21 protein-coding genes are annotated in these 19,887 nt (G+C 37.5%); 11 read left to right on the top strand and 10 right to left on the bottom strand.

The window, feature by feature from the left end; translation table 11 throughout:
* Positions 1-38: 38 nt before the first annotated feature.
* The 3 genes from AOB46_RS09145 to AOB46_RS09155 all read right to left on the bottom strand — a co-directional run bounded on the left by AOB46_RS09145 (position 39) and on the right by AOB46_RS09155 (position 2,557).
* Positions 39-833 (bottom strand): DUF6438 domain-containing protein, encoded by a 795-nt coding sequence (locus AOB46_RS09145; RefSeq protein WP_131724342.1) that lies wholly within the window; start codon positions 831-833, stop codon positions 39-41.
* A gap of 250 nt (positions 834-1,083) precedes the next feature.
* Positions 1,084-1,653: a DUF6705 family protein gene (locus AOB46_RS09150; RefSeq protein WP_131724343.1), complete on the bottom strand. Its 570-nt coding sequence runs from the start codon at positions 1,651-1,653 to the stop codon at positions 1,084-1,086.
* Positions 1,654-1,738: 85 nt separating this feature from the next.
* Positions 1,739-2,557 (bottom strand): hypothetical protein, encoded by an 819-nt coding sequence (locus tag AOB46_RS09155; RefSeq protein ID WP_062698556.1) that lies wholly within the window; start codon positions 2,555-2,557, stop codon positions 1,739-1,741.
* A 165-nt stretch (positions 2,558-2,722) separates the two neighbouring features.
* Here AOB46_RS09155 and AOB46_RS09160 point away from each other — a divergent pair, with 165 nt between their 5' ends.
* From AOB46_RS09160 to AOB46_RS09210, 11 genes are all read left to right on the top strand, one after another.
* Entirely contained in the window at positions 2,723-3,262 is a 540-nt protein-coding gene (locus AOB46_RS09160) for a 3-oxoacyl-ACP synthase (RefSeq protein WP_082377059.1), read from the top strand.
* 70 nt (positions 3,263-3,332) lie between these two features.
* Entirely contained in the window at positions 3,333-3,590 is a 258-nt protein-coding gene (locus AOB46_RS09165; protein ID WP_062698559.1) for a phosphopantetheine-binding protein, read from the top strand.
* 76 nt (positions 3,591-3,666) lie between these two features.
* Positions 3,667-4,866, top strand: a complete 1,200-nt coding sequence (locus AOB46_RS09170; RefSeq protein ID WP_062698561.1) for a beta-ketoacyl-[acyl-carrier-protein] synthase family protein — start codon at positions 3,667-3,669, stop codon at positions 4,864-4,866.
* Entirely contained in the window at positions 4,863-5,924 is a 1,062-nt protein-coding gene (locus tag AOB46_RS09175) for a beta-ketoacyl synthase N-terminal-like domain-containing protein (RefSeq protein WP_062698562.1), read from the top strand. The genes AOB46_RS09170 and AOB46_RS09175 overlap by 4 nt, the downstream gene beginning before the upstream one ends.
* A gap of 90 nt (positions 5,925-6,014) precedes the next feature.
* Complete coding sequence (locus tag AOB46_RS09180; protein ID WP_062698564.1) at positions 6,015-6,770, top strand: polysaccharide deacetylase family protein; 756 nt, start codon at positions 6,015-6,017, stop codon at positions 6,768-6,770.
* Positions 6,763-7,389 (top strand): LolA family protein, encoded by a 627-nt coding sequence (locus AOB46_RS09185; RefSeq protein WP_062698566.1) that lies wholly within the window; start codon positions 6,763-6,765, stop codon positions 7,387-7,389. The genes AOB46_RS09180 and AOB46_RS09185 overlap by 8 nt, the downstream gene beginning before the upstream one ends.
* Positions 7,355-7,996 (top strand): hypothetical protein, encoded by a 642-nt coding sequence (locus AOB46_RS09190; protein ID WP_062698568.1) that lies wholly within the window; start codon positions 7,355-7,357, stop codon positions 7,994-7,996. The genes AOB46_RS09185 and AOB46_RS09190 overlap by 35 nt, the downstream gene beginning before the upstream one ends.
* A gap of 2 nt (positions 7,997-7,998) precedes the next feature.
* On the top strand, positions 7,999-8,601 hold the full coding sequence (locus AOB46_RS09195) for a porin family protein (RefSeq protein WP_062698570.1): 603 nt from the start codon (positions 7,999-8,001) through the stop codon (positions 8,599-8,601).
* 4 nt (positions 8,602-8,605) lie between these two features.
* The gene (locus tag AOB46_RS09200; protein WP_062698572.1) at positions 8,606-8,986 is read left to right on the top strand and encodes a 3-hydroxyacyl-ACP dehydratase; all 381 of its coding nucleotides are present in this window, start codon (positions 8,606-8,608) and stop codon (positions 8,984-8,986) included.
* Positions 8,983-9,459, top strand: a complete 477-nt coding sequence (locus AOB46_RS09205; RefSeq protein ID WP_062698574.1) for a hypothetical protein — start codon at positions 8,983-8,985, stop codon at positions 9,457-9,459. Before AOB46_RS09200 ends, AOB46_RS09205 begins: the two co-directional genes overlap by 4 nt.
* A gap of 4 nt (positions 9,460-9,463) precedes the next feature.
* Positions 9,464-10,636: a DUF2062 domain-containing protein gene (locus tag AOB46_RS09210; RefSeq protein ID WP_062698575.1), complete on the top strand. Its 1,173-nt coding sequence runs from the start codon at positions 9,464-9,466 to the stop codon at positions 10,634-10,636.
* 54 nt (positions 10,637-10,690) lie between these two features.
* Here AOB46_RS09210 and AOB46_RS09215 read toward each other — a convergent pair whose 3' ends face one another.
* The 7 genes from AOB46_RS09215 to AOB46_RS09245 form a co-directional block, all read right to left on the bottom strand.
* Entirely contained in the window at positions 10,691-13,342 is a 2,652-nt protein-coding gene (locus AOB46_RS09215; protein ID WP_062698576.1) for a T9SS-dependent M36 family metallopeptidase, read from the bottom strand.
* Between the two features lie 330 nt (positions 13,343-13,672).
* Positions 13,673-14,926, bottom strand: a complete 1,254-nt coding sequence (locus AOB46_RS09220; protein WP_241489185.1) for a DUF3887 domain-containing protein — start codon at positions 14,924-14,926, stop codon at positions 13,673-13,675.
* A 6-nt stretch (positions 14,927-14,932) separates the two neighbouring features.
* Positions 14,933-15,298: a DUF1648 domain-containing protein gene (locus AOB46_RS09225; protein ID WP_062698579.1), complete on the bottom strand. Its 366-nt coding sequence runs from the start codon at positions 15,296-15,298 to the stop codon at positions 14,933-14,935.
* Entirely contained in the window at positions 15,295-16,980 is a 1,686-nt protein-coding gene (locus tag AOB46_RS09230) for a C45 family peptidase (protein ID WP_062698580.1), read from the bottom strand. The genes AOB46_RS09225 and AOB46_RS09230 overlap by 4 nt, the downstream gene beginning before the upstream one ends.
* The gene (locus AOB46_RS09235; protein WP_062698581.1) at positions 16,967-18,502 is read right to left on the bottom strand and encodes a phytoene desaturase family protein; all 1,536 of its coding nucleotides are present in this window, start codon (positions 18,500-18,502) and stop codon (positions 16,967-16,969) included. Before AOB46_RS09235 ends, AOB46_RS09230 begins: the two co-directional genes overlap by 14 nt.
* 131 nt (positions 18,503-18,633) lie before the next feature.
* Positions 18,634-19,518 (bottom strand): lipid A biosynthesis acyltransferase, encoded by an 885-nt coding sequence (locus AOB46_RS09240; protein ID WP_062698583.1) that lies wholly within the window; start codon positions 19,516-19,518, stop codon positions 18,634-18,636.
* A 110-nt stretch (positions 19,519-19,628) separates the two neighbouring features.
* Positions 19,629-19,883, bottom strand: coding sequence for an acyl carrier protein (locus AOB46_RS09245; RefSeq protein WP_062698585.1), 255 nt, complete (start codon positions 19,881-19,883; stop codon positions 19,629-19,631).
* Positions 19,884-19,887: the final 4 nt, after the last annotated feature.

Consider the following 19,887-nt stretch of genomic DNA (forward strand, 5'->3'; position numbering starts at 1 on the left):
TTGAAGAAAGGCTATGAGTATAATGAATTAAAAATATCCTATCTTTCTAATACCTTTTTCTTATCTGTACGGATAACGTTTACTTTTTGATCCAGTCCGTACAAAAAATCAATTAACTGCTGTGCAATAGTTGGCGGAAACATTGATTTAAAATATTTTCTTTCTCCATTATAGTAGAGGATCAAGGTGGTTACTGCTCCGTCATGTCCTTCTTTTTTAGGAAATGACCAGCTTTTTAGGTTGGAACTTTTCAAAATATTGATCAATTCATCATATAAGGCCTCTGATAGCTGTCCTTTAAACTGTCCTGATCGATCTTTATTATTCAAGACTTCCCCATTCCAATAAATGTTCCGGTTTTTATCGATTTCTAAGTCAATTATCGAACAAGTTCCAAGGCAACCGGTTGTATGATATACTATTTTTTCAAATGAAATTGATGAATCTATATTATACTTCTGCCTGATAAAAGTTATCTCTTCCCTATTTCCAAAAAATTCTTTTGATAATTCAGATACAGGGCGAAGTATTAATTTTTTTTTGCTTAGGCTTTTGATAAAAAAATCATATTTGTTCAAATATTGTTTATTTGATCCAACTTTTGTATACTCAGAATAAAAACTGAGGCTATCATCCGTAATATTTAAAGGGAGCTGCTCTTCTTCTTCCAGCGTACTCAAAATATTAAATCTGCTGCCTTTTTCTTTTATTACGATAACATCATTATTCTTTGAGATCCAGGTATCTTGTAACTTCTTTTCTTGTCCTTGTATTTTCAAAGAAAACATCATAGTGAAAGAGAGCAATATAAAAGTTTGTATGATATTTTTCATAGTATCTGAATTAAATTATGGACATTTTGTACCCTTTTGTTTTCCAAGAGTTGTATCTCTTTAATTTGCTCATTTAGATACAACTTACTGTTTTGTCAATGTCATTTTTTGACTAGGTAATAAAGAAACAAAATTATTAAAGTTTGGGCATTTTGCTAGGTTCATTACTTTTTATTTTGTATAACTCTATACCCTTTACATTCATTTTTTCTTTTAAATTATTTTTAATTGCGAATATTCTTATTCTTTATTATTGTTTAGTTAATACAATATCTTTTGGGAAATTAATGGGATATTCTCCATGTTGTTGTATATAAGCATCGTGGATACAATTTGCCTTTTGGTGTCCCATCATACCTACCAAGTGCAGAGTCATTTGAGTTTGAGTAATATTTGTCACCACAAGTCTTGCAAACATATTACACATATTTTTTGGATAAAACATAAGGGATGGATAGTTTACTCCATTTACTCCTGTTGGGATTCCCATCCCTCTAATTTCTGGACTTTGAAAATCAAAATTACTTATCCTGTCTGTCTCCACATTACCATCTGCCGCAATGATTTTTCTTTCACCAAATATTTTATCCATATAATAAGGGTTGATACCATCATAGTAATGTTTCACTTTTTTAAGTTCTATGTATATAGTTTTTCCATTCCAACTTCCTTTCCAAAGCCCTAAATATTTATCATATTCATTATTAGTATCTTTATAATAAGATCCGTTTGGAACATCGCCATTGTAATATAAAGGATATTCCTGTGCATATGATATTATTGTAAAAAACATTAAGATTAGTATTATTAAATTTTTCATTTTTTCATTTTTTTAATTACATGGTTTAGTGTCTCTGTTGTTGTTAGGCTTTAAAAAAATTTCTGTATTGCCATCGTCTTCAACTTTAAATAATTTCATTCCTGAAATATTTAAAGTTGCTTTTGCAAATCGTAGAAATTCTTCTTCCATGGTTTTGATAATCCATTCTGTATCCTCTTTCACTGGATTCTCCAGTTTTTCCTTCTAACATTGTAATATTGTTTTTAAAGGTAGAATCCATTGTACGGGCTTTCATTTTCTCGCAAGGATTTTCCTCCGGCGGATCAGGATATTCATATCCATCATCACCTCCGCCGCTGTCTTCCTGCCATTCGCACACCATGTGAGAATAGCTTACCGGTTCACAATCGGTTTGTCCGTTCAGGCAGCCTATCACGATAGTTCTTGTAGAGCATACATATTTTGCTTTAGCAGCAGCCTGGTTACCATCCATTACTTCACTGTGGCTGATGATATTAGAATACAGTACATGCTGGAAGAAGGCTAAAAGGTCTGTATCGTTCTTTTTATAAAAATAGACTCTGTCTCCTTTTCTTACCGCTTCCATCAGAAGAACGACCTTATCTTTTTTTACAATAGGAACCAGCAGGTATTTTTCACCAAACTGGCCGAAGCTCATCGCATAATTCCAGTACAGCTCTCCAAACGTAGTATTAAAACGTTCCAGATTGGCATGCTTCAGGAAAACCTGCTGTACTTTTTTGATATATACATCATCTTCTTTCCATAAACTCCTCGATGCGTATTTGGCTGAAGAAACAGATGCTGTTTCTTTCGGATTCTCCTGCTGAGAAAGATCTTCGTGGAAACATGAATAAATAGAGAACACTGCCAGGAGAACCAAAAGCAGCTGTTTTATATTTAGTTTTTTTCTCGTACACATTTGTTTTTTAACAAGTGAAATATAATCATTTCCTCACAATCAGGTGAAATTTTAAAAAATAATTTAATATTTCTTACAAGCGTAATAACCTACCACATAAATCAGCACCCGGCAACTATCATTTCAAATTATTTTATATTTGCAAAAAAAGCAATGTTGCTGACCATGAAGAAAACAACCCGCTGCACCATAGAACATTCAAAAATAACCGTTGATGAAAACCTTATTTTTGAAAGCCAGAGTACCTCTTTTCAGGAATTTGCAAAAGAAGCGTATAAAAATTTAGAACTCAGCTATCCTAAATTTCATAAAATGGATAACCTGAGCAAGCTGGCTTTTCTTGCCGCTGAAATGCTTTTAAAGGACGAAGATCACAGCCATACTGCGCTGGTCTTTGCTAACCGTTCTTCAAGTCTGGATACCGATCATAAATACCAGGAGAGCATCAATTCCCAGGACAGTTATTTCCCGAGCCCTGCCGTATTTGTATATACCCTTCCTAATATCTGTGTTGGGGAAATCAGCATCAGACACAAAATGCAGACTGAAAATGCATTTTTTGTTCTGGAGGAATTTGATGAGCAATTCTTAAACGATTACGCTGAACAGCTCCTTTTATCCGGAAAAGCAGAAAAAGTTCTCTGCGGATGGACAGAACTTTATCACGATAATTACAAAGCTTTTGTATATTTGCTGACCTTATAAAAAATTAAACACTATAAATACAATGTATCAATTTTAAATTATAAGGGTTGGTACACTATTAAACGATCTTATGGAAAACTTAAAAACTGAACTAAAGCACAAAATTATTGAAGTTCTTAACCTTGAAGATGTTTCTGCAGAAGAAATTAACGATACAGATCCTTTATTCGGAGGAGGATTAGGACTTGATTCAATCGACGCTCTCGAACTGATTGTTCTGCTGGATAAAGATTACGGAATTAAATTATCTGATCCTAAAAAAGGAAAGGAAATTTTCCAGTCTATTGATACCATGGCAAAATTCATTGAAGAGAACAGAACAAAATAAATAACAATGTAGCAGTATATCAAGCTATCCATAATTGATAAACTGTTACATTCATACATTGCTGTATTATTTTAACATGAGCCAGAAAATTGCCATAACAGGAATGGGCATCATTTCTTCCATCGGAAACAATGTGGAGGAGAATTTTGTTTCACTGAAAACCAGGAAGCATGGTATTTCAGACATTCAGATGTTTGAAACCCGTCATGCCGGAACGCTGAAGACCGGTGAAATAAAAAAATCCAATGAAGAGCTTGCACAGCTGCTTCAACTGCCTGAAGACAACAATGTGACGAGGACCTCTTTATTGGGAATGATTGCGGCTAAAGAGGCTGTAGAAAGTGCCGGGATCTCAGATATCAACGGATACAGAACCGGACTGATCTCTTCCACCAGCGTAGGCGGGATGGATGTTACTGAAAAATATTTCTACTCTTACGAAGACTTTCCTGAAAAGCAAAAATACATTGATGCTCATGATGCGGGAAACTCCTCGCTGGCCATTGCGGATTATTTAGGACTGAAAGGGATGGTTTCTACCATCAGTACTGCCTGTTCATCAGCAGCTAATGCCATTATGATGGGTGCAAAACTCATCCGGAACGGAGTGCTGGACCGCGTCATTGTTGGCGGAACAGACTCTCTTTCAAAATTTACCCTGAACGGATTCAACACGCTGATGATCCTTACCGATTCATACAATACGCCTTTCGACAACGACAGAAAAGGTCTGAACCTGGGAGAAGCAGCCGCGTATATTGTTCTTGAATCTGATGAGGTGGTGAAAAAAGAAAACAAAAAGGCTCTTGCTTATCTTTCGGGATATGGTAATGCTAATGATGCACACCACCAGACCGCTTCTTCGGAAAACGGACAGGGAGCTTTTCTGGCGATGCAGCAGGCGCTGAAAGTATCAGGTCTGAACAAAGAAGACATCGACTATATTAACGTTCACGGGACAGCAACACCTAATAACGACCTTTCGGAAGGAATTGCCATGATCAGGATATTTGGTGAAGGGCAGGTTCCTGAATTCAGTTCTACCAAAGCATTTACCGGACATACACTGGCAGCAGCAGCAGGTATTGAAGCCGTATATTCTATTCTGGCTATGCAGCATGGAATTATTTTCCCGAACCTGAATTTTAAAACCAAAATGGAAGAGTTTGACCTTACGCCAGTTACTGAATTGAAAGAGAAAAACATTCATCATGTCCTTTCCAATTCGTTCGGATTCGGAGGAAACTGTTCTACTTTAATCTTTTCAAAATCATGAGTGCCGTTTACATCAACAGTGCATCCTGCATCTCTGTTCAGGATACTTTAAAAGAGGATTTTTTTCAGAACCTCCAACCTGAAGATTCGGTTCAGACATTAAAAGCAATTGATCCCAATTATAAAGAATTTATTCCTCCTGCGATGATCAGGAGAATGTCCAAAACAGTAAAAATGAGTTCCGTAGCGTCTCATTATGCTTTAAAAGAAGCCGGAATTGAGCAGCCGGACGCCATTATTGTTGGCACCGGAATGGGCTGTTCCCAGGATTCTGAAAAGTTTCTGAAAAATGTAATCGATAATCACGAAGAATTCCTTACCCCTACATTCTTCATACAATCAACACACAATACCGTAGCCGGGCAGATTGCGTTAGGCCTGCAGTGCCACGCTTATAATTTCACGTATGTAAACACCTCTTCTTCTCTGGAATTTTCATTTCTGGATGCCAAACTCCAGATCAATGACGGGGAAGCGGAAAATGTTCTTGCAGGATCTACTGATGAACAGACCGGCAGAACAATGGAGCTATACTGTTTAAACAACACCATTAAAAAAGAAGAAGACCTTCCTGCCCATTATCTTCATTCGCAAAGCAATGGAGTAATCTGGGGTGAAGGTGCCGCTTTTTTTGTATTGGGAAAATCTAAAACAGAAAGCACATACGCCCAGCTTAAAAACATTCAGATCAGCAGCCAAGTGGATCTGGATAAAACCCAAACTTTTATTGAAGAGTTTCTGGCTCAAAATAAGATAAAAAACGAAGATATTGATGTGGTGATCCTGGGATTCAGCGGCGATGCGAAATCAGATGAATATTATCATAAAGCGGCTGAACTTTTTCCGGCCTCATCATTACTGTATTATAAGCATCTGAGCGGAGAATTCAACACTGCAAGCGGTTTTTCAACATTTATGGCCTGCCATATTCTGAAAAAGCAGGAGATTCCGGACGTAATGATGATTAATTCGGAGAAAAAAGGAGAAATCAGGAATGTCCTTCTTTATAATCATCTGGCTGGGGAAGATCATAGCCTGGTACTTCTGGAAAGAGCTTAGATTTTAATTTTACATCATCAAAGATTTTTATCGCTAGTAAACCTTCAGTAATTTTGATGCTGAAACTTAAAAATAAGTAATGATTTAACAGTGAAACACTATCCATTTATACTTTTTTATCTTTTCTGCAACGTAATGATTTATGCGTTCCAGGGCAGCTTATGGGTATATCTGGCCGGATTTCTGGCTTTTTCTGCCGTCGTGGTCTGGGGCTCTTTTACTATTCAGCTGGGCTATTTCGTTAACAGCATCACACATAAAAGAACAAGGATTAAGGAAACGGCATTGACTTTTGATGACGGTCCAACCGAATTCACTCCTAAATTTCTCGATCTCCTGAAGGAACATGAAGTGAAAGCCACTTTTTTCTGCATTGGAAAACAAATAGAAAAATATCCCGAAATTTTCCAAAGAATTATTGCTGAAGGGCATACAATCGGGAATCATACATTTTCCCACTCCAATTCAACGGGCTTCCTGTCAACATTCAAAATGACAGAAGAGATTGAAAAATGTGATGAAGTTATGATGAAAGTCGGAAATATTAAAACAGATCTCTACAGGCCTCCTTTCGGGGTTACCAATCCGAATATCGCCAAAGCCATACGAAAAACAGGCAAGAAAAGCATCGGATGGAATGTCCGTTCACTGGATACAATTATTGATAACGAAAAGAAGATCTACCAAAGAGTAACTAAAGGCCTTAAAAAAGGCAGTATCATCCTCCTTCATGATACCTCTGAAAAAACGTATCGGGTATTGGCTGATTTATTGTTATTTTTGAAGGATAAAAAATATTCAACTTTTACCGTTGATACTCTTATAAAATCAAAGAAAAATGATTAAAAACATTGCTTTTGGAACACTTTTATTAGTTTCTGCTTTATTTTCTGCACAGAATACATCCATGTCTGCAGCAGAAGCGAAAGCCTTTGTCTCTAAAGTTTCATCTGAGGCTAAGGAAATCAAGACCCTTCAGAGTGATTTCACCCAGACCAAGAAAATGGATTTTCTGGACAAAAGCATCGTTACTTATGGAAAAATGTCTCTGAAAACACCCAATATGCTAAGCTGGAGATATACCAAACCCTATCAGTACAGCATTGTTTTTAAAGACAATAAAATTTTCATCAATGACCAGGGGAAAAAATCTTCTGTTGACGCCAAAAGCAAAACATTCGAGAAAATCAATAAGCTGATTGTGGGAAGTTCAAACGGAAAAATGTTCAATGATCCGGAATTTACGGTAGCTTATTTCAAGAACGGGAATTTTAACATTGCCCGCTTTATTCCAAAATCTGCCCAACTGCTGAAATATATCAAACAGATTGAACTTCATTTTCCTAAAAACCAATCTACGGTTTCACAGGTTAATATGACAGAGGCTTCAGGTGATACCACCAATATTGTTTTCAAAAATACCAAAATCAATGCTGCCATTGCTGCGTCAGAGTTTAGTCTGTAGTCTGGTTTTCATGCTGCTTATTTCCTGTAAAACCTATCAGCTTACAGGGGCAAAACCTGTTTCAGATTCAGAACAGAAAGTAGAAAATCTGTATTTTTCTTCCGGTGAAGACTATGTCTACAAATGCCAGATGGATATTTATAAAAATCACGTAAGTGGCATTCTGATCATCAAAAAACTGGATGAAACAACCCATCGTGTTGCCATGACTTCGGATTTCGGAAATAAATTAATTGATTTCGAGATTTCTGAAAATGATTTCAAACTGAATTACGTTCTTCCTGATCTGGATAAAAAAATTGTCATCAATTTCTTAAAGAACGACTTCCGGGAGCTTCTGCGAAAACAGTATCCCGTAAATGAAACTTTTGAGAATGACCATTCAAAAATATTCCTGTCTAAGATGGATCATAAAGCCTATTATCTTTTCTTCGGAAAAGAAAACGGCCTGCTGAAGCAGATTGTGTATACGAAAAACAACAAGGAAAAAATCGATTTCACTTTTGATGCAAAAAAACATATCTTCGCAGACAGTCTGAACCTTCAGCACAAGGATTTCAAAATCAATATAAAACTATACCAAATAACAGAAACAGAATCTGATTAGCCATGAAAAAACTTATTATTTTATCATTCGTACTGATGTCGGCCCTGTCTTTTGCACAGGTAATTTTCACCCCGGGAATCAGGGCTGGTGCCAATTTTTCTCATTTTTCCAACACCGAACAGTTTAATTATTATTACGCAGAAGAGTTTCCTAATGCAGCCAAACCTTATCTGGATTTTAAAACAAAAACGGATTTTTACATCGGATTTTTAGGAAATATCCGCTTTACGAAATTTTATGCCCTTCAGCCTGAGATCAATTACTCAAGACAGGGAGCTGAAATAGACACCAATGTAAATAACTGGAACGGAACAAAACTTTCTGTATCATACTTAGGATTTCAGCTTGTGAATAAATTTTATTTCAAGCAGTTTAATGTACATGCAGGCCCAACTCTGGAATTCGTACTTGACAATAAGAATTTTGATCCTCAAAATAAAGTAGACCTTGGAATAACTGCCGGCGTAGGCTATGACATTACCCCCAATCTGGGTATTGAAGCCCGTGTAAAAAAAGGATTTATTCCTATAGAAGGCTATAACAACAACCATTATAATGTAGTTTTCCAGACAGGACTCTACTATACATTTAATCTGAAAAAATAAAATCATGCAAACGCTACTTACAGACTTTTATACTTTAAAATCCTATGAAAAGGCAGAAAACGGAAGTTTTACAGCCTATATCAGCCTGCATAAGGAACATGATATCTTTAAAGGACATTTTCCGGGAAATCCGGTGACCCCGGGAGTCTGTATGATGCAGATTGTAAAAGAACTGACTGAAGAATTCACCAGCTCAGCATTATTTTTAAAAATGGCTTCGAATGTAAAATTCATGGCAATTATCAATCCTTTTGAGACCCCGGATCTGAAACTTCAGCTGGATATTTCCGAAGATGAAACAGATGTTAAAGTAAAAAACATCACTTCTTTTGGCGAGACTATTGCATTAAAAATGACAGTAAGCTATAAAAAATTAACTTCATGAAATTGATACTCTCTTTAGTAACGGCCTTTATTTTTTTCTTTCAGACTGATCTTGAAGCTTTGAGAAACAGCTATGCGAAGGCCAACTCATCCAACGCCAATACGGAAGCGTTCATCAATATGGCAGAAAAGCAGTCCGGTTCCGATGCGGTTACTTCCGGCTATAAGGCAGCTGCCCAGATTATGGAGGCTAAAATCACCAAAAAGAACAGGAAGGCACTCGTAAAAAACGGGGCAACCAGCCTTGAAAGCATCATTAAAAACAATCCGAATAATATTGAGCTCCGCCTGATCCGGTTAAGCGTACAGGAAAATATTCCTAAAATTGTAGGATACCGCGGCAGCATGAAAGATGATAAAGCTTTCCTTATTGATCATTACAGTAAGCAGAATGCAACGCTTAAAAACTATATTAAAAAGTTTGCCATGCAGTCCAGGTCTTTCTCAGATACTGAAAAAGCATCTTTAAAATAAAACCATGACCTTTCCTGAAGTACAAAATGCAATCTATGAAAAAAAGATCTGTGTTTTAATACCTACCTATAACAATGAAAAAACTCTGAAAAGAGTGATAGACGGTGTCCTGGATTACACCGAAAATATTATTGCGGTAAATGACGGTTCTACAGATGCTACACCGGAAATACTGGCCCAATATCCGCAGATTACGGTTATTACTCTGGCTGAGAACCAGGGAAAAGGAAACGGCCTGAAAACCGGCTTCAGAAAAGCTAAGGAACTCGGATATCATTATGCCATAACGATTGATTCAGATGGCCAGCATTATCCGGATGATATCCCTGTTTTTGTTGAGGCCCTGCTCCGGGAAAAAGAAGATGTTCTTCTGATCGGAAACCGTAATATGTCTCAGGACGGCATTCCGAAAAAAAGCAGCTTCGGAAACCGATTTTCCAATTTCTGGTTCTGGTTTGAGACCGGGATTAAACTGGAAGACACCCAGTCCGGATACAGATTATATCCCCTGCTTAAAATTCCGAAAAAATACTTTACTCCCAAATTTGAATTTGAGATTGAAATTATTGTAAGAACAGCCTGGAGACATGTTCCGGTAAAGAACGTCCCGGTAAAAGTATTGTATGATCCTGCAGAAAGGGTTTCCCACTTCAGGCCGTTCAAGGATTTTACAAGGATCAGCATTCTGAACACCATTCTGGTAACCATTACCCTTTTTTACATTATTCCGAGAAACTTCGTGAATAATTTCAAAAAAAAAAGCTTTAAAAGATTTATAAAGGAAGATGTTCTGGAAAGTGACGGAAGCAACCGGATAAAAGCTTTTTCTATTGCGTTAGGAGTATTCATCGGGCTTTCTCCTTTCTGGGGATTCCAAACCCTTTTGGTGATCAGTTTATCCGTTCTTTTTAAGCTGAATAAGGTATTGGCATTTGTGGCTTCCAATGTGAGTCTGCCGCCTTTTATTCCTTTTATCATTGCAGCTTCTCTTTTTTTAGGAGCTCCGTTTGTACAGGGTGACAGCAATATACTAAGTGAGGAGCTCAATTTCGAGCTGGTAAAAAACAATCTGCTGCAGTATGTCATCGGAAGTTTTATTCTGAGTACAACTCTATCTTCTATTTCCGGAATTGCCGTTTTTCTTTTCCTGAATAAATTTAATCCGGAGAAGAATTAAAAAAGCCCCGAAGCATAAACTCCGGGACCTAATGTTACAAAATTATTCTAATTTTTATTTTGAAACGATGATTTTCTGGCTGTAATCTATGGCTTTACCTGTGATTTTCACTATATAGGTTCCGTTTAGCAATTTATTAACATTAACAGTAGTCTGCTTGTTAAGATTGATTGTTTCTGTAGAAACCAGTTTTCCTGTAAAGTCATAAATCGAAACGGTAGTGATTCCGGACAGATCTATTCCTGAAGGGGTTTTGATCGTAAATTCAGTCTTCATCGGATTCGGATAAATTGATATTCCTTCTGAACCGGAAGTAGTTTCTTTAAGGGCTACTGCACTCTTACTGCCAGTAGTATTACATTCTGACGGAACCGTAAAGTCTTCTACCTGATCATCCAGCGAAGTATCTGTTCCAAAAGGTGCTGCGGTGAGTTTTCCAGGCTTTGCATTAACTCCCAGACCTCTTTTGGCAAAAGTTTTCCAAATCATACATTTATCCTGTCCTCCGGTTTTTGCCTGGTCAGCTGCTAAAATAGCATTTCTTCCCTGTATAAAGCTAGGATTACAAGGCTGCAGTTTCAAGGCATCTATAACAAGCTGCAACACTCGTGCACTTCCACTTTCAGGATCAGCAAGCACATTACTGTTATAGCCATATTTCTCTACATAATTCCAATTAAGATCCCAAAGCATAGTTGCCCATACAAATCCTATACTGTGAACATTAGGTACATGGGTAGCGCTGCCAAAAATAGATGTAGTGCTTATCTTCATTCCGTTTGTCTTTCCGTACGTATAATTATTAACTGCAAAATCGGGTGAATATTTTGCAGGTCTTATTCCTGCACCACTAATCGACTGGTCAGCAGCGAATGTACCCATTCCCCTTGCTACTGAGGCATTATCTCCCGGTCTGTTGGTTAGCATCAGAGCAAAGAAGTCGGACCATCCTTCTCCCATCTGCTCATTAGAAGTCGAAGAATTTAAACAATTACTTCCTGTACCTGTCATACGGTTACTAATACCGTGTCCATATTCATGGGCAATAATACCATTATCTAAACTTGCATCTTTATAGACATAGTTTTCTTTGTCATATTTTAAAGTAGCGTTGATGATCGCGCCATTAGTAATCTCATTGGTTAAGAAGGTCCCTTCTGAACTTTCAATTAATATAGCAGGAATTGTAATAGAGCTATCAGAACCTGCCATTGCTGCAAAGCCGGCAGATGTAGGAGTGTTATAAATAACTACGCCTGCTGCTCCTTTTGACTGTGCATTTTTAACTTTAACCGTATAGTTACAGGTTCCTCTTTCTATTACGGCAATTTTACCGGTCAGGTTTTCAGAAATAGCAGTACATCCATCTTTTGGGGTAGTAAGTGCAAGATTTCCGGTTTTTGGGGCATTCCCTTCTAATTTATAGCCAAATGATGCTGATTTTCCAGACGGAGTTCTTCCTGTGTAGCTTGATGGCGAGTTATAGAAAAGCATCTGCATATTATTGGATTCAAACAAATACATCTGCATTCTGGGTACAGACCCATCTCCCGGCGAAGCAAAATTGGCATTACCATATTCTTTCCCGTCCCGGGCTTCAGCCAGTACTGCATCATTTCCTGAACCTCCTTTTCCGAAATTATTTTTCTGGAAGTTTCTGGCACTTTCAGTAAACCCGAACTTATAAAATACATCATGCATTTTGTTATTCGCATAGAATAGATTGGTCACAGCCGCAGAGGTATAGTTTTTCGGAGGTAATGTCACATCCATAGGGAAATCAAAAGCTCTAGCAGTCCCTCCATCCGGAGAAAACTGTGGATTATTTGAGCTATTTTCATCGGTGTAAGCAAAAACATTATTTCCTCTTGTAATGGTATAATGATTGCTTCCGTCTGAATGCCAGCCCTCAGGTGAAGCTGTCAGATCCCAAGGATTAGTAATCAGAGATCTGCTCCCAAATGTAGGCGCTTCTACAGGAAAGGCCAAAACATTATAGGATGCATTATCAGGGGCTGCCAAGACAAAGTTTTTTCTTTGGTTATTCTCTGCATCTACATTAGCAGGCAGCATGGAGGGCGATGTATTCTGTTCTGTATGGGAATGTGCATAGGCATCAGGGTGAAAACTACATGAAAGTGTAAGATTTTCCCTGTACAGAACTTCACCATCATCTGTACTGATGATCATACTCCAAAGTTTACCGGTTTCCTTTTCTTCGATATTAAAATGATAACCTAAAATCAATGCATCGTCTTTAGCAAAATAAACTACATTAGATTTTATATCCCCTCCGGGGCTGTTTTTTGCATCAGATTTCCTGTTGATCTTTTGGGCAGCTGCTCCTATCAGCAGATCTCTTCTTGTGTCCTGCTCTCCTTTAATCCTGGAAGGATAAGTTTTAATAAAAGTATCTGCAAAGCTCAATACTTTATCTTCCCTTATCAAAACGTTGGCAGAACTTCCGAATACCGGAATACCGTTGATAGTCTGCTGGATTCCCACAACATCACCTCTTAAGCTTTCCGAGTGATCTACATTCACTACGGTAAATGTCTTCAGTTCTTCGTTCATTCTCTGAAACGGTCCTTTTTCAGAGTTAAGATAGGTTTTAATCACCTGATCATGCTTTTGTGCTGAGATCATTCCAAAGCCGGAAAGAAAACACAATGCTAAAAGTTTAATAGTAAATTTTGTTTTTTTCATAATTTGATATTTTTATCGGATGCAATAAAAATTATATCTAGAAAAATAACAAACAAAAAATAATAAATTTAGCAATTCACAAAAATTAAGAGTTATTAACTAAAAACAAATTAAAAAAATAAACCTTTATAATTAATAATGTAATTTTCTATACACATCTAAGAAAAGAAGTGAACTGACAAAATACAGAAAAAACGCCTAAAATTAAACATATGTTTAAAAACTTTCTTTAGAAATATCCCAAGTAGTAGAAATAATTCACTTAAAAGATAAGCATTGAAATAACTAATCATCAATGCAAGACAACTCCAATTATTTACAATCGGAATTCTATTTTACCACAAACTCTATCAGGTCATTTAAGAACTCTGGTTCTACATTGCCTTTAATACTGTAATCTTTTGGAGAAGGCGCTCCGGTACCTTTAATGAATATGTGGCTTAGAGACGGATACCATTTAAAAACAGCCGTTTTATCATTTTTAAGAGCGCTTTTCCAAAGGTTAAAATCTTTTTCTGTAACCTGGTAGTCTCTGCCTCCCTGCGCAAAAAACATGGGTGATTGTATCTTTTTTACCTCATCAAGCGGTTTATAAGTCTGCAAATATTTCCAGTAAGTACCCGAAAGGCCTAAAGGAAGTTCCTCCGGCGGGGTATCGGCAGCAAACTTCCCTGAATTCAGAAATGCTACCTGCTTTTTGATTTTTTCTACTTCTGTTTGCGGCAATACAGCCGGATTTACCTTATGAATGTATTCATACTGATCCAGGATCAGATCCTGCATAGGTCTAGCATTCCCAGCCATAAAAATATATTTTGAAGCGTTGGCTTTCCCGGCTATTACCGGCATAAGATATGCCCCCAGACTGTGCCCCAGCACTATAATCTGATAATTTTTATAATCTCCGTTATTTTTAAAATAGTTTACCACGTTTACAGCATCATTGATGGTTTCATCTGCGGGTGTGGACTGCTCACTGAAAGTTTCAGAATCGGAATACGTACGCTTGTCATACCGGTACGAAGCTATTCCGTTCCTGAAAAGCTCATCTGCAATATCTTTGAAAGGTTTGTTCTCGCCTATTGTTTCATCTCTGTCCTGAGGCCCTGAACCATGAACAAAAACAACCAGTTTCTTCTTTGAATTCCGTTCGGGAATCAGCAATGTGCCTTTCAATTCAATATCACCGCTTTTAATTTTCAAAGCCGTTTTATCATCGGCTTTATCAAAAATCTTATGGGGTACCAGCAGGAAGCCGACTATCTTGTTCTGATCATTAAAAGTGATCTGGATATCCAGTTTTGATTTTTCAAACTCTGAATAATAGTAATATTTATTATTTTCCTGATTGACTTCAATCACATTTTTAAATGCTCCCAGGTTGCCCAAAACCTGATCTACAACACCCTTGAGTTCTGTTACAGGAATCTGCTCTGCTATTGATGTATCAAATGAAGCATGTGCTTTTTCTGCATTTTTATCAACCAGAATAGTTTTAATAAAAGTATTCCCAAGATCTTTCCTGTCCTGGGCAAATGATAGTAATGATAGTAAAATCAATAATAAAGTGATTTTTTTTTCCATGGTAATCTATTTATAAACAACATCCGAAAAGGATAACGGACTCATTAGAATGGTGACAAATATTGCGATAATAACAAGAACGATTTGTATTGTATAATGGGTTTTCTGCAGGTCTTCCTCTTTAACCTCGAAAGAATACTTAATTTTTTCCGGTCTTCTGATGATCAGCCAGATAAACAGAAGGATAGCCAGATTCAGAAGAATGGGTACAAAAAGAAACAGCTTGCTCCCAAAGCCGTCATTCTTTCCTCCGTACCCGTGAATCGGGATGATATCCGGAACAGTGTTATATACAGCAAACAGATATGCTGTGTAGCAGATAATAATCACAAAAGGGATGCAAAAAAGAAACTTGATATTTCTAGGAATCATTTTAATTTCTTTAGCGTTTTCTTCAGGTATTTCTCTATGTTTCTGCGGTCCGGAACTGTAGTAACTTCTTTAGTAAGTGCTGTTTCAAAGGCTGATCTGGCTTTTGAATATTCTTTTTTGCTGAAGTAATATTTTCCTGCCTGGTAATAAACGAGCCAGAAATCAGGATTCAGAGATATGTAGTAAGGAATGAAGTCTTCTGTCAGCAGTATATCTTTATTGTTGTCAGCGGCATCATTCACTTCATGACTCATCAGTTTATATTCTTCATATTTTTGGAAATCTTCAGAATCGGCAAAAGGGTCTCTGGCAATGTTCAGTCCGGTTTTTGCTTTCAGACTTTCTGCAGCATTTTTGTCTGAAAAGATCTCATTAAGATCATAGCAGACAAATTCCCCCAGTTGATAAGGATTTGATGAAACCCATACCAGTTTTTTCTCCGGTGAAAAAATCACGGCATGATGGGCCAGCAGCTGGTTAAGGGCTTTCTCGTTTCCGTATCCTATTTTCTGATGCTTAAGTCCGGAGCGGTCTCTTAAAATGGTTGCCATTTTTTCTGGGTTCAGCTTTTTATTTTCCTGTAATAGCTCCTGTAGTTTTTCATAACGGTATTCCGAATGACTTTCTTCAATATGCTTCTGGTTTCTTTTATCGTCTTTATAAGCATCCGACTGGAAATGGTTGGTACAGATCAGCTGGCTTGTGTTCTGTACTTTATAAACACCGAAACTTTTAGGTGAAACCTCAATAATTACTGCATTTTTATCATGGGCACTTCCCACCAGAATAGATTCTGAGACAAATACTTTTCTTTTTCTGGCGACAGCGATGGCTTCATCAATATTTTTCGCATACTGGAGGATTTCCCTGGTCACAAAGGAAATCGGAGTTTTGGCGGTAAGCGGAATTTTAGATTTTCCGGCATTGATTGTCACGGTAATTCCTTCTTTGTTCATTCCGGAGACAACTCCTGTCATTCCCGGCCAGCTTACTGACATATAGGGAATTCCGTTTTCGGGTTCTACAAATTCTACCAGCTTATTTTTAGCAAAATCTTCTCCTACATAAAAATCAAAATTCCTTCCAATCAGGAGGTCTCCGTCTTCTGTATTTTCATTCCATACGGCTAGTGAAGAGCACCCAACCATAGCTAAGTCCTGCAAGGCATGGCCAATGTCGTGGGCTCCATGCAGGTACAGGCTTCTCAGGTATTTGGGAGCAATAAAGTTGTACTTATCGGATGAATATTGGGATAGGCCATATAGCTCTGCCTGGTAATCCTCTCTCACATTGAGGTACATCTTACGGTTATACCACTTCAGGAATCCACGAAGCAGTTTCTGCTTAAATTTTGAAGGGACAAATCCTTCCACTTTGGAAAAGAAGATCTCTTCCTGATGCTGCATCAGGTCCCGGGTAAGCGCCCCGTTGTTGTATCCAAGCTGCAGAGGGTTGCCTTTGATATACAACTCCCACAACTGTTGTTTGTTTCTGGTTAAATAATTGCGGTTGAAACTGAATGTAGAATCATTTATCTTTTTAATTTTTGGCGTTTCCAGTGTATATGGGCTGATGTCCGGAATATGATGAACAGATTTTGAAATCCCGCAGGAAGCGAGGATAAAAATAAGGATACAATAAACTCCCCGGTATCCGGCAAAAAGCCTGCTATAGTTTTTCATTATTCTTAATCATTTGGGTCAGGCGGGCATCGATATGTTCTTTTCCTAAAATTTCCGCACAGGTATTGAAAGCCCCTATCGTTACTCCGAGAATTCCGTGCATATTTACAGACTGCCCTGTAAGAAACAGATTGTCAATCTTCGTTCTTGGAGAAACCATTGTTTTCAAGGGGTTATCTGAACTTTTCATATATCCGTACATATTCCCTTCCAGACTTCCGATATAATCCCGGTAAGACAGCGGTGACGAAGTGTAGACACTTTTAATAGAATTTCTGAGTCCTGGAATTTTCCTTTCCAGAGCTTCAATCATTTTTTCTGCTTTTTCCAGCTTGAATTTTTCATAAGATGTTCCCCGCTCATGCTCTTCTGCAACAGTATTGACTGTTTTCTCCCATTTTTTTACTTCTTCAAAATCCATATAGGAGATTGCTGTAAGACTTTCTGCATATTCAGGATGATGTTTTGACGGAGTGGAAGAGAGCATATAAGTTTCCGGCCAGCTTTCTTTGTGGTATTTATACGCATTCCAGACCTGTTCGTCGGATTGGTAGTGGTACAGGTTGTAATTGAAGTTAGGAACTGACTGTGGTTTTAAAACCAGATAAACGCTGAAGCAAGAAGAAACAGGCTGCCAGCTCAGCACTCTGTTCAAAAAGGATTTTTTAAGCCTTTCTTCTCCTATGAGCTTTATTGCCGAACGGATTTCTATATTGGAAATAAACTTTTTTGCGGCATACTCTTTTCCGTCTCTGGTTTTTACGGAAGTTAAAATATCATTTTCATTAAAAATGAATTCAGAGACTTCCGAATGTTTATGGACTTCTGCTCCGTACTGACGGAGCTTCCTGATCAGCAGCTTGGAAATCTGGCTTCCTCCTTTTACGCATTTGTAAGCACTCTGAATATAAGAGTTTACTGTAAGTGCGTGTACATAGAACGGTATATTTTCAGAATCTCCGGCATACAGAAAATTGGATCCCAACAGTACAGACTGCAATTTTTTATTCTGGGTAACGGACTCTATAAACCTTTTGGTATTGAGATGCAGGATCTCTTCATTATAATTATCTTTCCCAACGACGTGGTATCTTGGAAACTGCCCGCAGACATACTGAATTTCTTCGCAGTAGTTTTCAAGGTTTTCTTTTTCTCCGGGAAAGTATGCAGTAAGCTGCTCAATAAAGTTTTCATAGCCCTGGGCATGCGGGTATTCAATATTCTCATCTCCAAAGCTGATTTTATCATACCCGTCTTCATCCATTTGATGAAGTTCAAGTTCATCCATGATCTCAAGGTAAGAGAAAAACTGATGAAGGTTCTGCCCTTTTGAAAGGCCTCCCAGATAATGAACTCCAGTATCAAAGATCAGCTTATCTCTTGAAAAGGTCTGGAGATTTCCGCCGTATTGGTTATTTTTCTCCAGAACGCATACTTTCAGGCCTTCTTTCGCCAAAATAAGAGCCGAAACAAGACCTCCCAATCCGCTGCCGATCACAAGTATGTCGTATTCTTTTTTCAAAAGGAGAAAAATTGAGTGTTTTTAATTAAAATTCAGAAGTAAGGGATCATTTAAATCTTATTCTTCTTTACAATCCCGTTTTCCAAATGATTTGAGTCTGTTATAGTTTTTCGGAGATAAAATTAGAAAAATTAATCCATATCATCCCAAAAATCGAAATAATTGAACCATTGAAGCGGATATTTTTTAATCATCGACTCAAGATTCTGCACATAGGAATTAAGAAGTCCCTGGGAATCACGGTTTTTAATATTCTGAGCAAGTCTGGCATACAGGTGATAATGAAGATTTTTTTCTTTCATCACATATACATAAACCACAGGCACCCCAAGACGGGAAGCAATCAGGAATGGGCCAGCAGGAAATTTTGCGCTTTTCCCCAGCAGATCTGCTTCCAGAAATTTGGAACCTTCAAAATAACGATCTCCGGTAAAGCAAATCAGTTCATTGTTTGACAAGGCCTGATTAATGTCGAAAATATGCGACATATCGTCTTTTACGTAAATGAATTTGATGTTGCTCTTTTTTACGGCAACGCTTTCGAGATATTCTTTAATAACGGTTACTTCCTGATCTGTGGTTACCAGATTGATCTGACAGTCGAAATCGATGTCTGCAAAGAAATGTTCTGCAATTTCAAAGTTTCCGATGTGGGCACTGATGAGAACTCCCCCTTTTTTCTGGGCAAGAAGGTTTCTCAGGTTTTCAATACCGTCAAACTCATAGGTATATTTTTCCCGTAATCCGGCAGAAATAGCAGTTTTGTCAATCAATACCTTTCCAAAGGTGAAATAGCTTTTAAAGACAGCAAATTTTGCCTTCCGGTAGTTGTAATTAAGTCTTTTCCGGAAATAGTAAAAGATATAGCGGTTGCTTCTGTTCAGAAACAGGAAATAATAGGAAGCAACAAAATAAAGAACAAAATAGGAACTCCTGATTCCGATATTTCTAATACACCAGACGAATATTTTGTATCCGGTTATGGTTCCTTTAGATTTACCTTTCCACTTGTTCATATATATAATTTACCCATGTAGCAGCATACCTTTATAACAATATCTTTCATTGATACACTGCTACATAATTACATTGGTACATTTTTATAGAATAAAGATTCAATCGATAACTAAGCGTTTTTCTCGGCAATCTTATTTTCAATAGTTGTGTAGAAATCGTCAAATGTGACCATTTTCTTAAAATCCGCTTCTCCTAATTTAACTCCGAAATTAGACTCAATGACTACCACCATATCAATATAATCCAGACTGTCTAAGCCCAGCGTACTTTTAAGGTTGGCTTCATTGCTGATCTCATCACCATCCACTTCGAATTCATTTACTAAGAAATCATTAACGATGGCAACAATTTTTTCCCTTTCCATGTTT

The sequence above is a fragment of the Chryseobacterium indologenes genome, from assembly GCF_001295265.1.
GTDB classification, from domain to species: Bacteria; Bacteroidota; Bacteroidia; order Flavobacteriales; family Weeksellaceae; genus Chryseobacterium; species Chryseobacterium indologenes_A.

What these genes read in the sequence shown, in the direction of transcription:
- AOB46_RS09190 (WP_062698568.1), top strand. Translation starts at nt 7,355, where the DNA reads ATGCTGCCATTGCTGCGTCAGAGTTTAGTCTGTAGTCTGGTTTTCATG.
- AOB46_RS09160 (WP_082377059.1), top strand. Translation starts at nt 2,723, where the DNA reads ATGAAGAAAACAACCCGCTGCACCATAGAACATTCAAAAATAACCGTT.
- AOB46_RS09185 (WP_062698566.1), top strand. Translation starts at nt 6,763, where the DNA reads ATGATTAAAAACATTGCTTTTGGAACACTTTTATTAGTTTCTGCTTTA.
- AOB46_RS09170 (WP_062698561.1), top strand. Translation starts at nt 3,667, where the DNA reads ATGAGCCAGAAAATTGCCATAACAGGAATGGGCATCATTTCTTCCATC.
- AOB46_RS09230 (WP_062698580.1), bottom strand. Translation starts at nt 16,980, where the DNA reads ATGAAAAACTATAGCAGGCTTTTTGCCGGATACCGGGGAGTTTATTGT.
- AOB46_RS09245 (WP_062698585.1), bottom strand. Translation starts at nt 19,883, where the DNA reads ATGGAAAGGGAAAAAATTGTTGCCATCGTTAATGATTTCTTAGTAAAT.
- AOB46_RS09175 (WP_062698562.1), top strand. Translation starts at nt 4,863, where the DNA reads ATGAGTGCCGTTTACATCAACAGTGCATCCTGCATCTCTGTTCAGGAT.
- AOB46_RS09150 (WP_131724343.1), bottom strand. Translation starts at nt 1,653, where the DNA reads ATGAAAAATTTAATAATACTAATCTTAATGTTTTTTACAATAATATCA.
- AOB46_RS09195 (WP_062698570.1), top strand. Translation starts at nt 7,999, where the DNA reads ATGAAAAAACTTATTATTTTATCATTCGTACTGATGTCGGCCCTGTCT.
- AOB46_RS09155 (WP_062698556.1), bottom strand. Translation starts at nt 2,557, where the DNA reads ATGTGTACGAGAAAAAAACTAAATATAAAACAGCTGCTTTTGGTTCTC.
- AOB46_RS09225 (WP_062698579.1), bottom strand. Translation starts at nt 15,298, where the DNA reads ATGATTCCTAGAAATATCAAGTTTCTTTTTTGCATCCCTTTTGTGATT.
- AOB46_RS09215 (WP_062698576.1), bottom strand. Translation starts at nt 13,342, where the DNA reads ATGAAAAAAACAAAATTTACTATTAAACTTTTAGCATTGTGTTTTCTT.
- AOB46_RS09220 (WP_241489185.1), bottom strand. Translation starts at nt 14,926, where the DNA reads ATGGAAAAAAAAATCACTTTATTATTGATTTTACTATCATTACTATCA.
- AOB46_RS09200 (WP_062698572.1), top strand. Translation starts at nt 8,606, where the DNA reads ATGCAAACGCTACTTACAGACTTTTATACTTTAAAATCCTATGAAAAG.
- AOB46_RS09210 (WP_062698575.1), top strand. Translation starts at nt 9,464, where the DNA reads ATGACCTTTCCTGAAGTACAAAATGCAATCTATGAAAAAAAGATCTGT.
- AOB46_RS09205 (WP_062698574.1), top strand. Translation starts at nt 8,983, where the DNA reads ATGAAATTGATACTCTCTTTAGTAACGGCCTTTATTTTTTTCTTTCAG.
- AOB46_RS09240 (WP_062698583.1), bottom strand. Translation starts at nt 19,518, where the DNA reads ATGAACAAGTGGAAAGGTAAATCTAAAGGAACCATAACCGGATACAAA.
- AOB46_RS09165 (WP_062698559.1), top strand. Translation starts at nt 3,333, where the DNA reads ATGGAAAACTTAAAAACTGAACTAAAGCACAAAATTATTGAAGTTCTT.
- AOB46_RS09145 (WP_131724342.1), bottom strand. Translation starts at nt 833, where the DNA reads ATGAAAAATATCATACAAACTTTTATATTGCTCTCTTTCACTATGATG.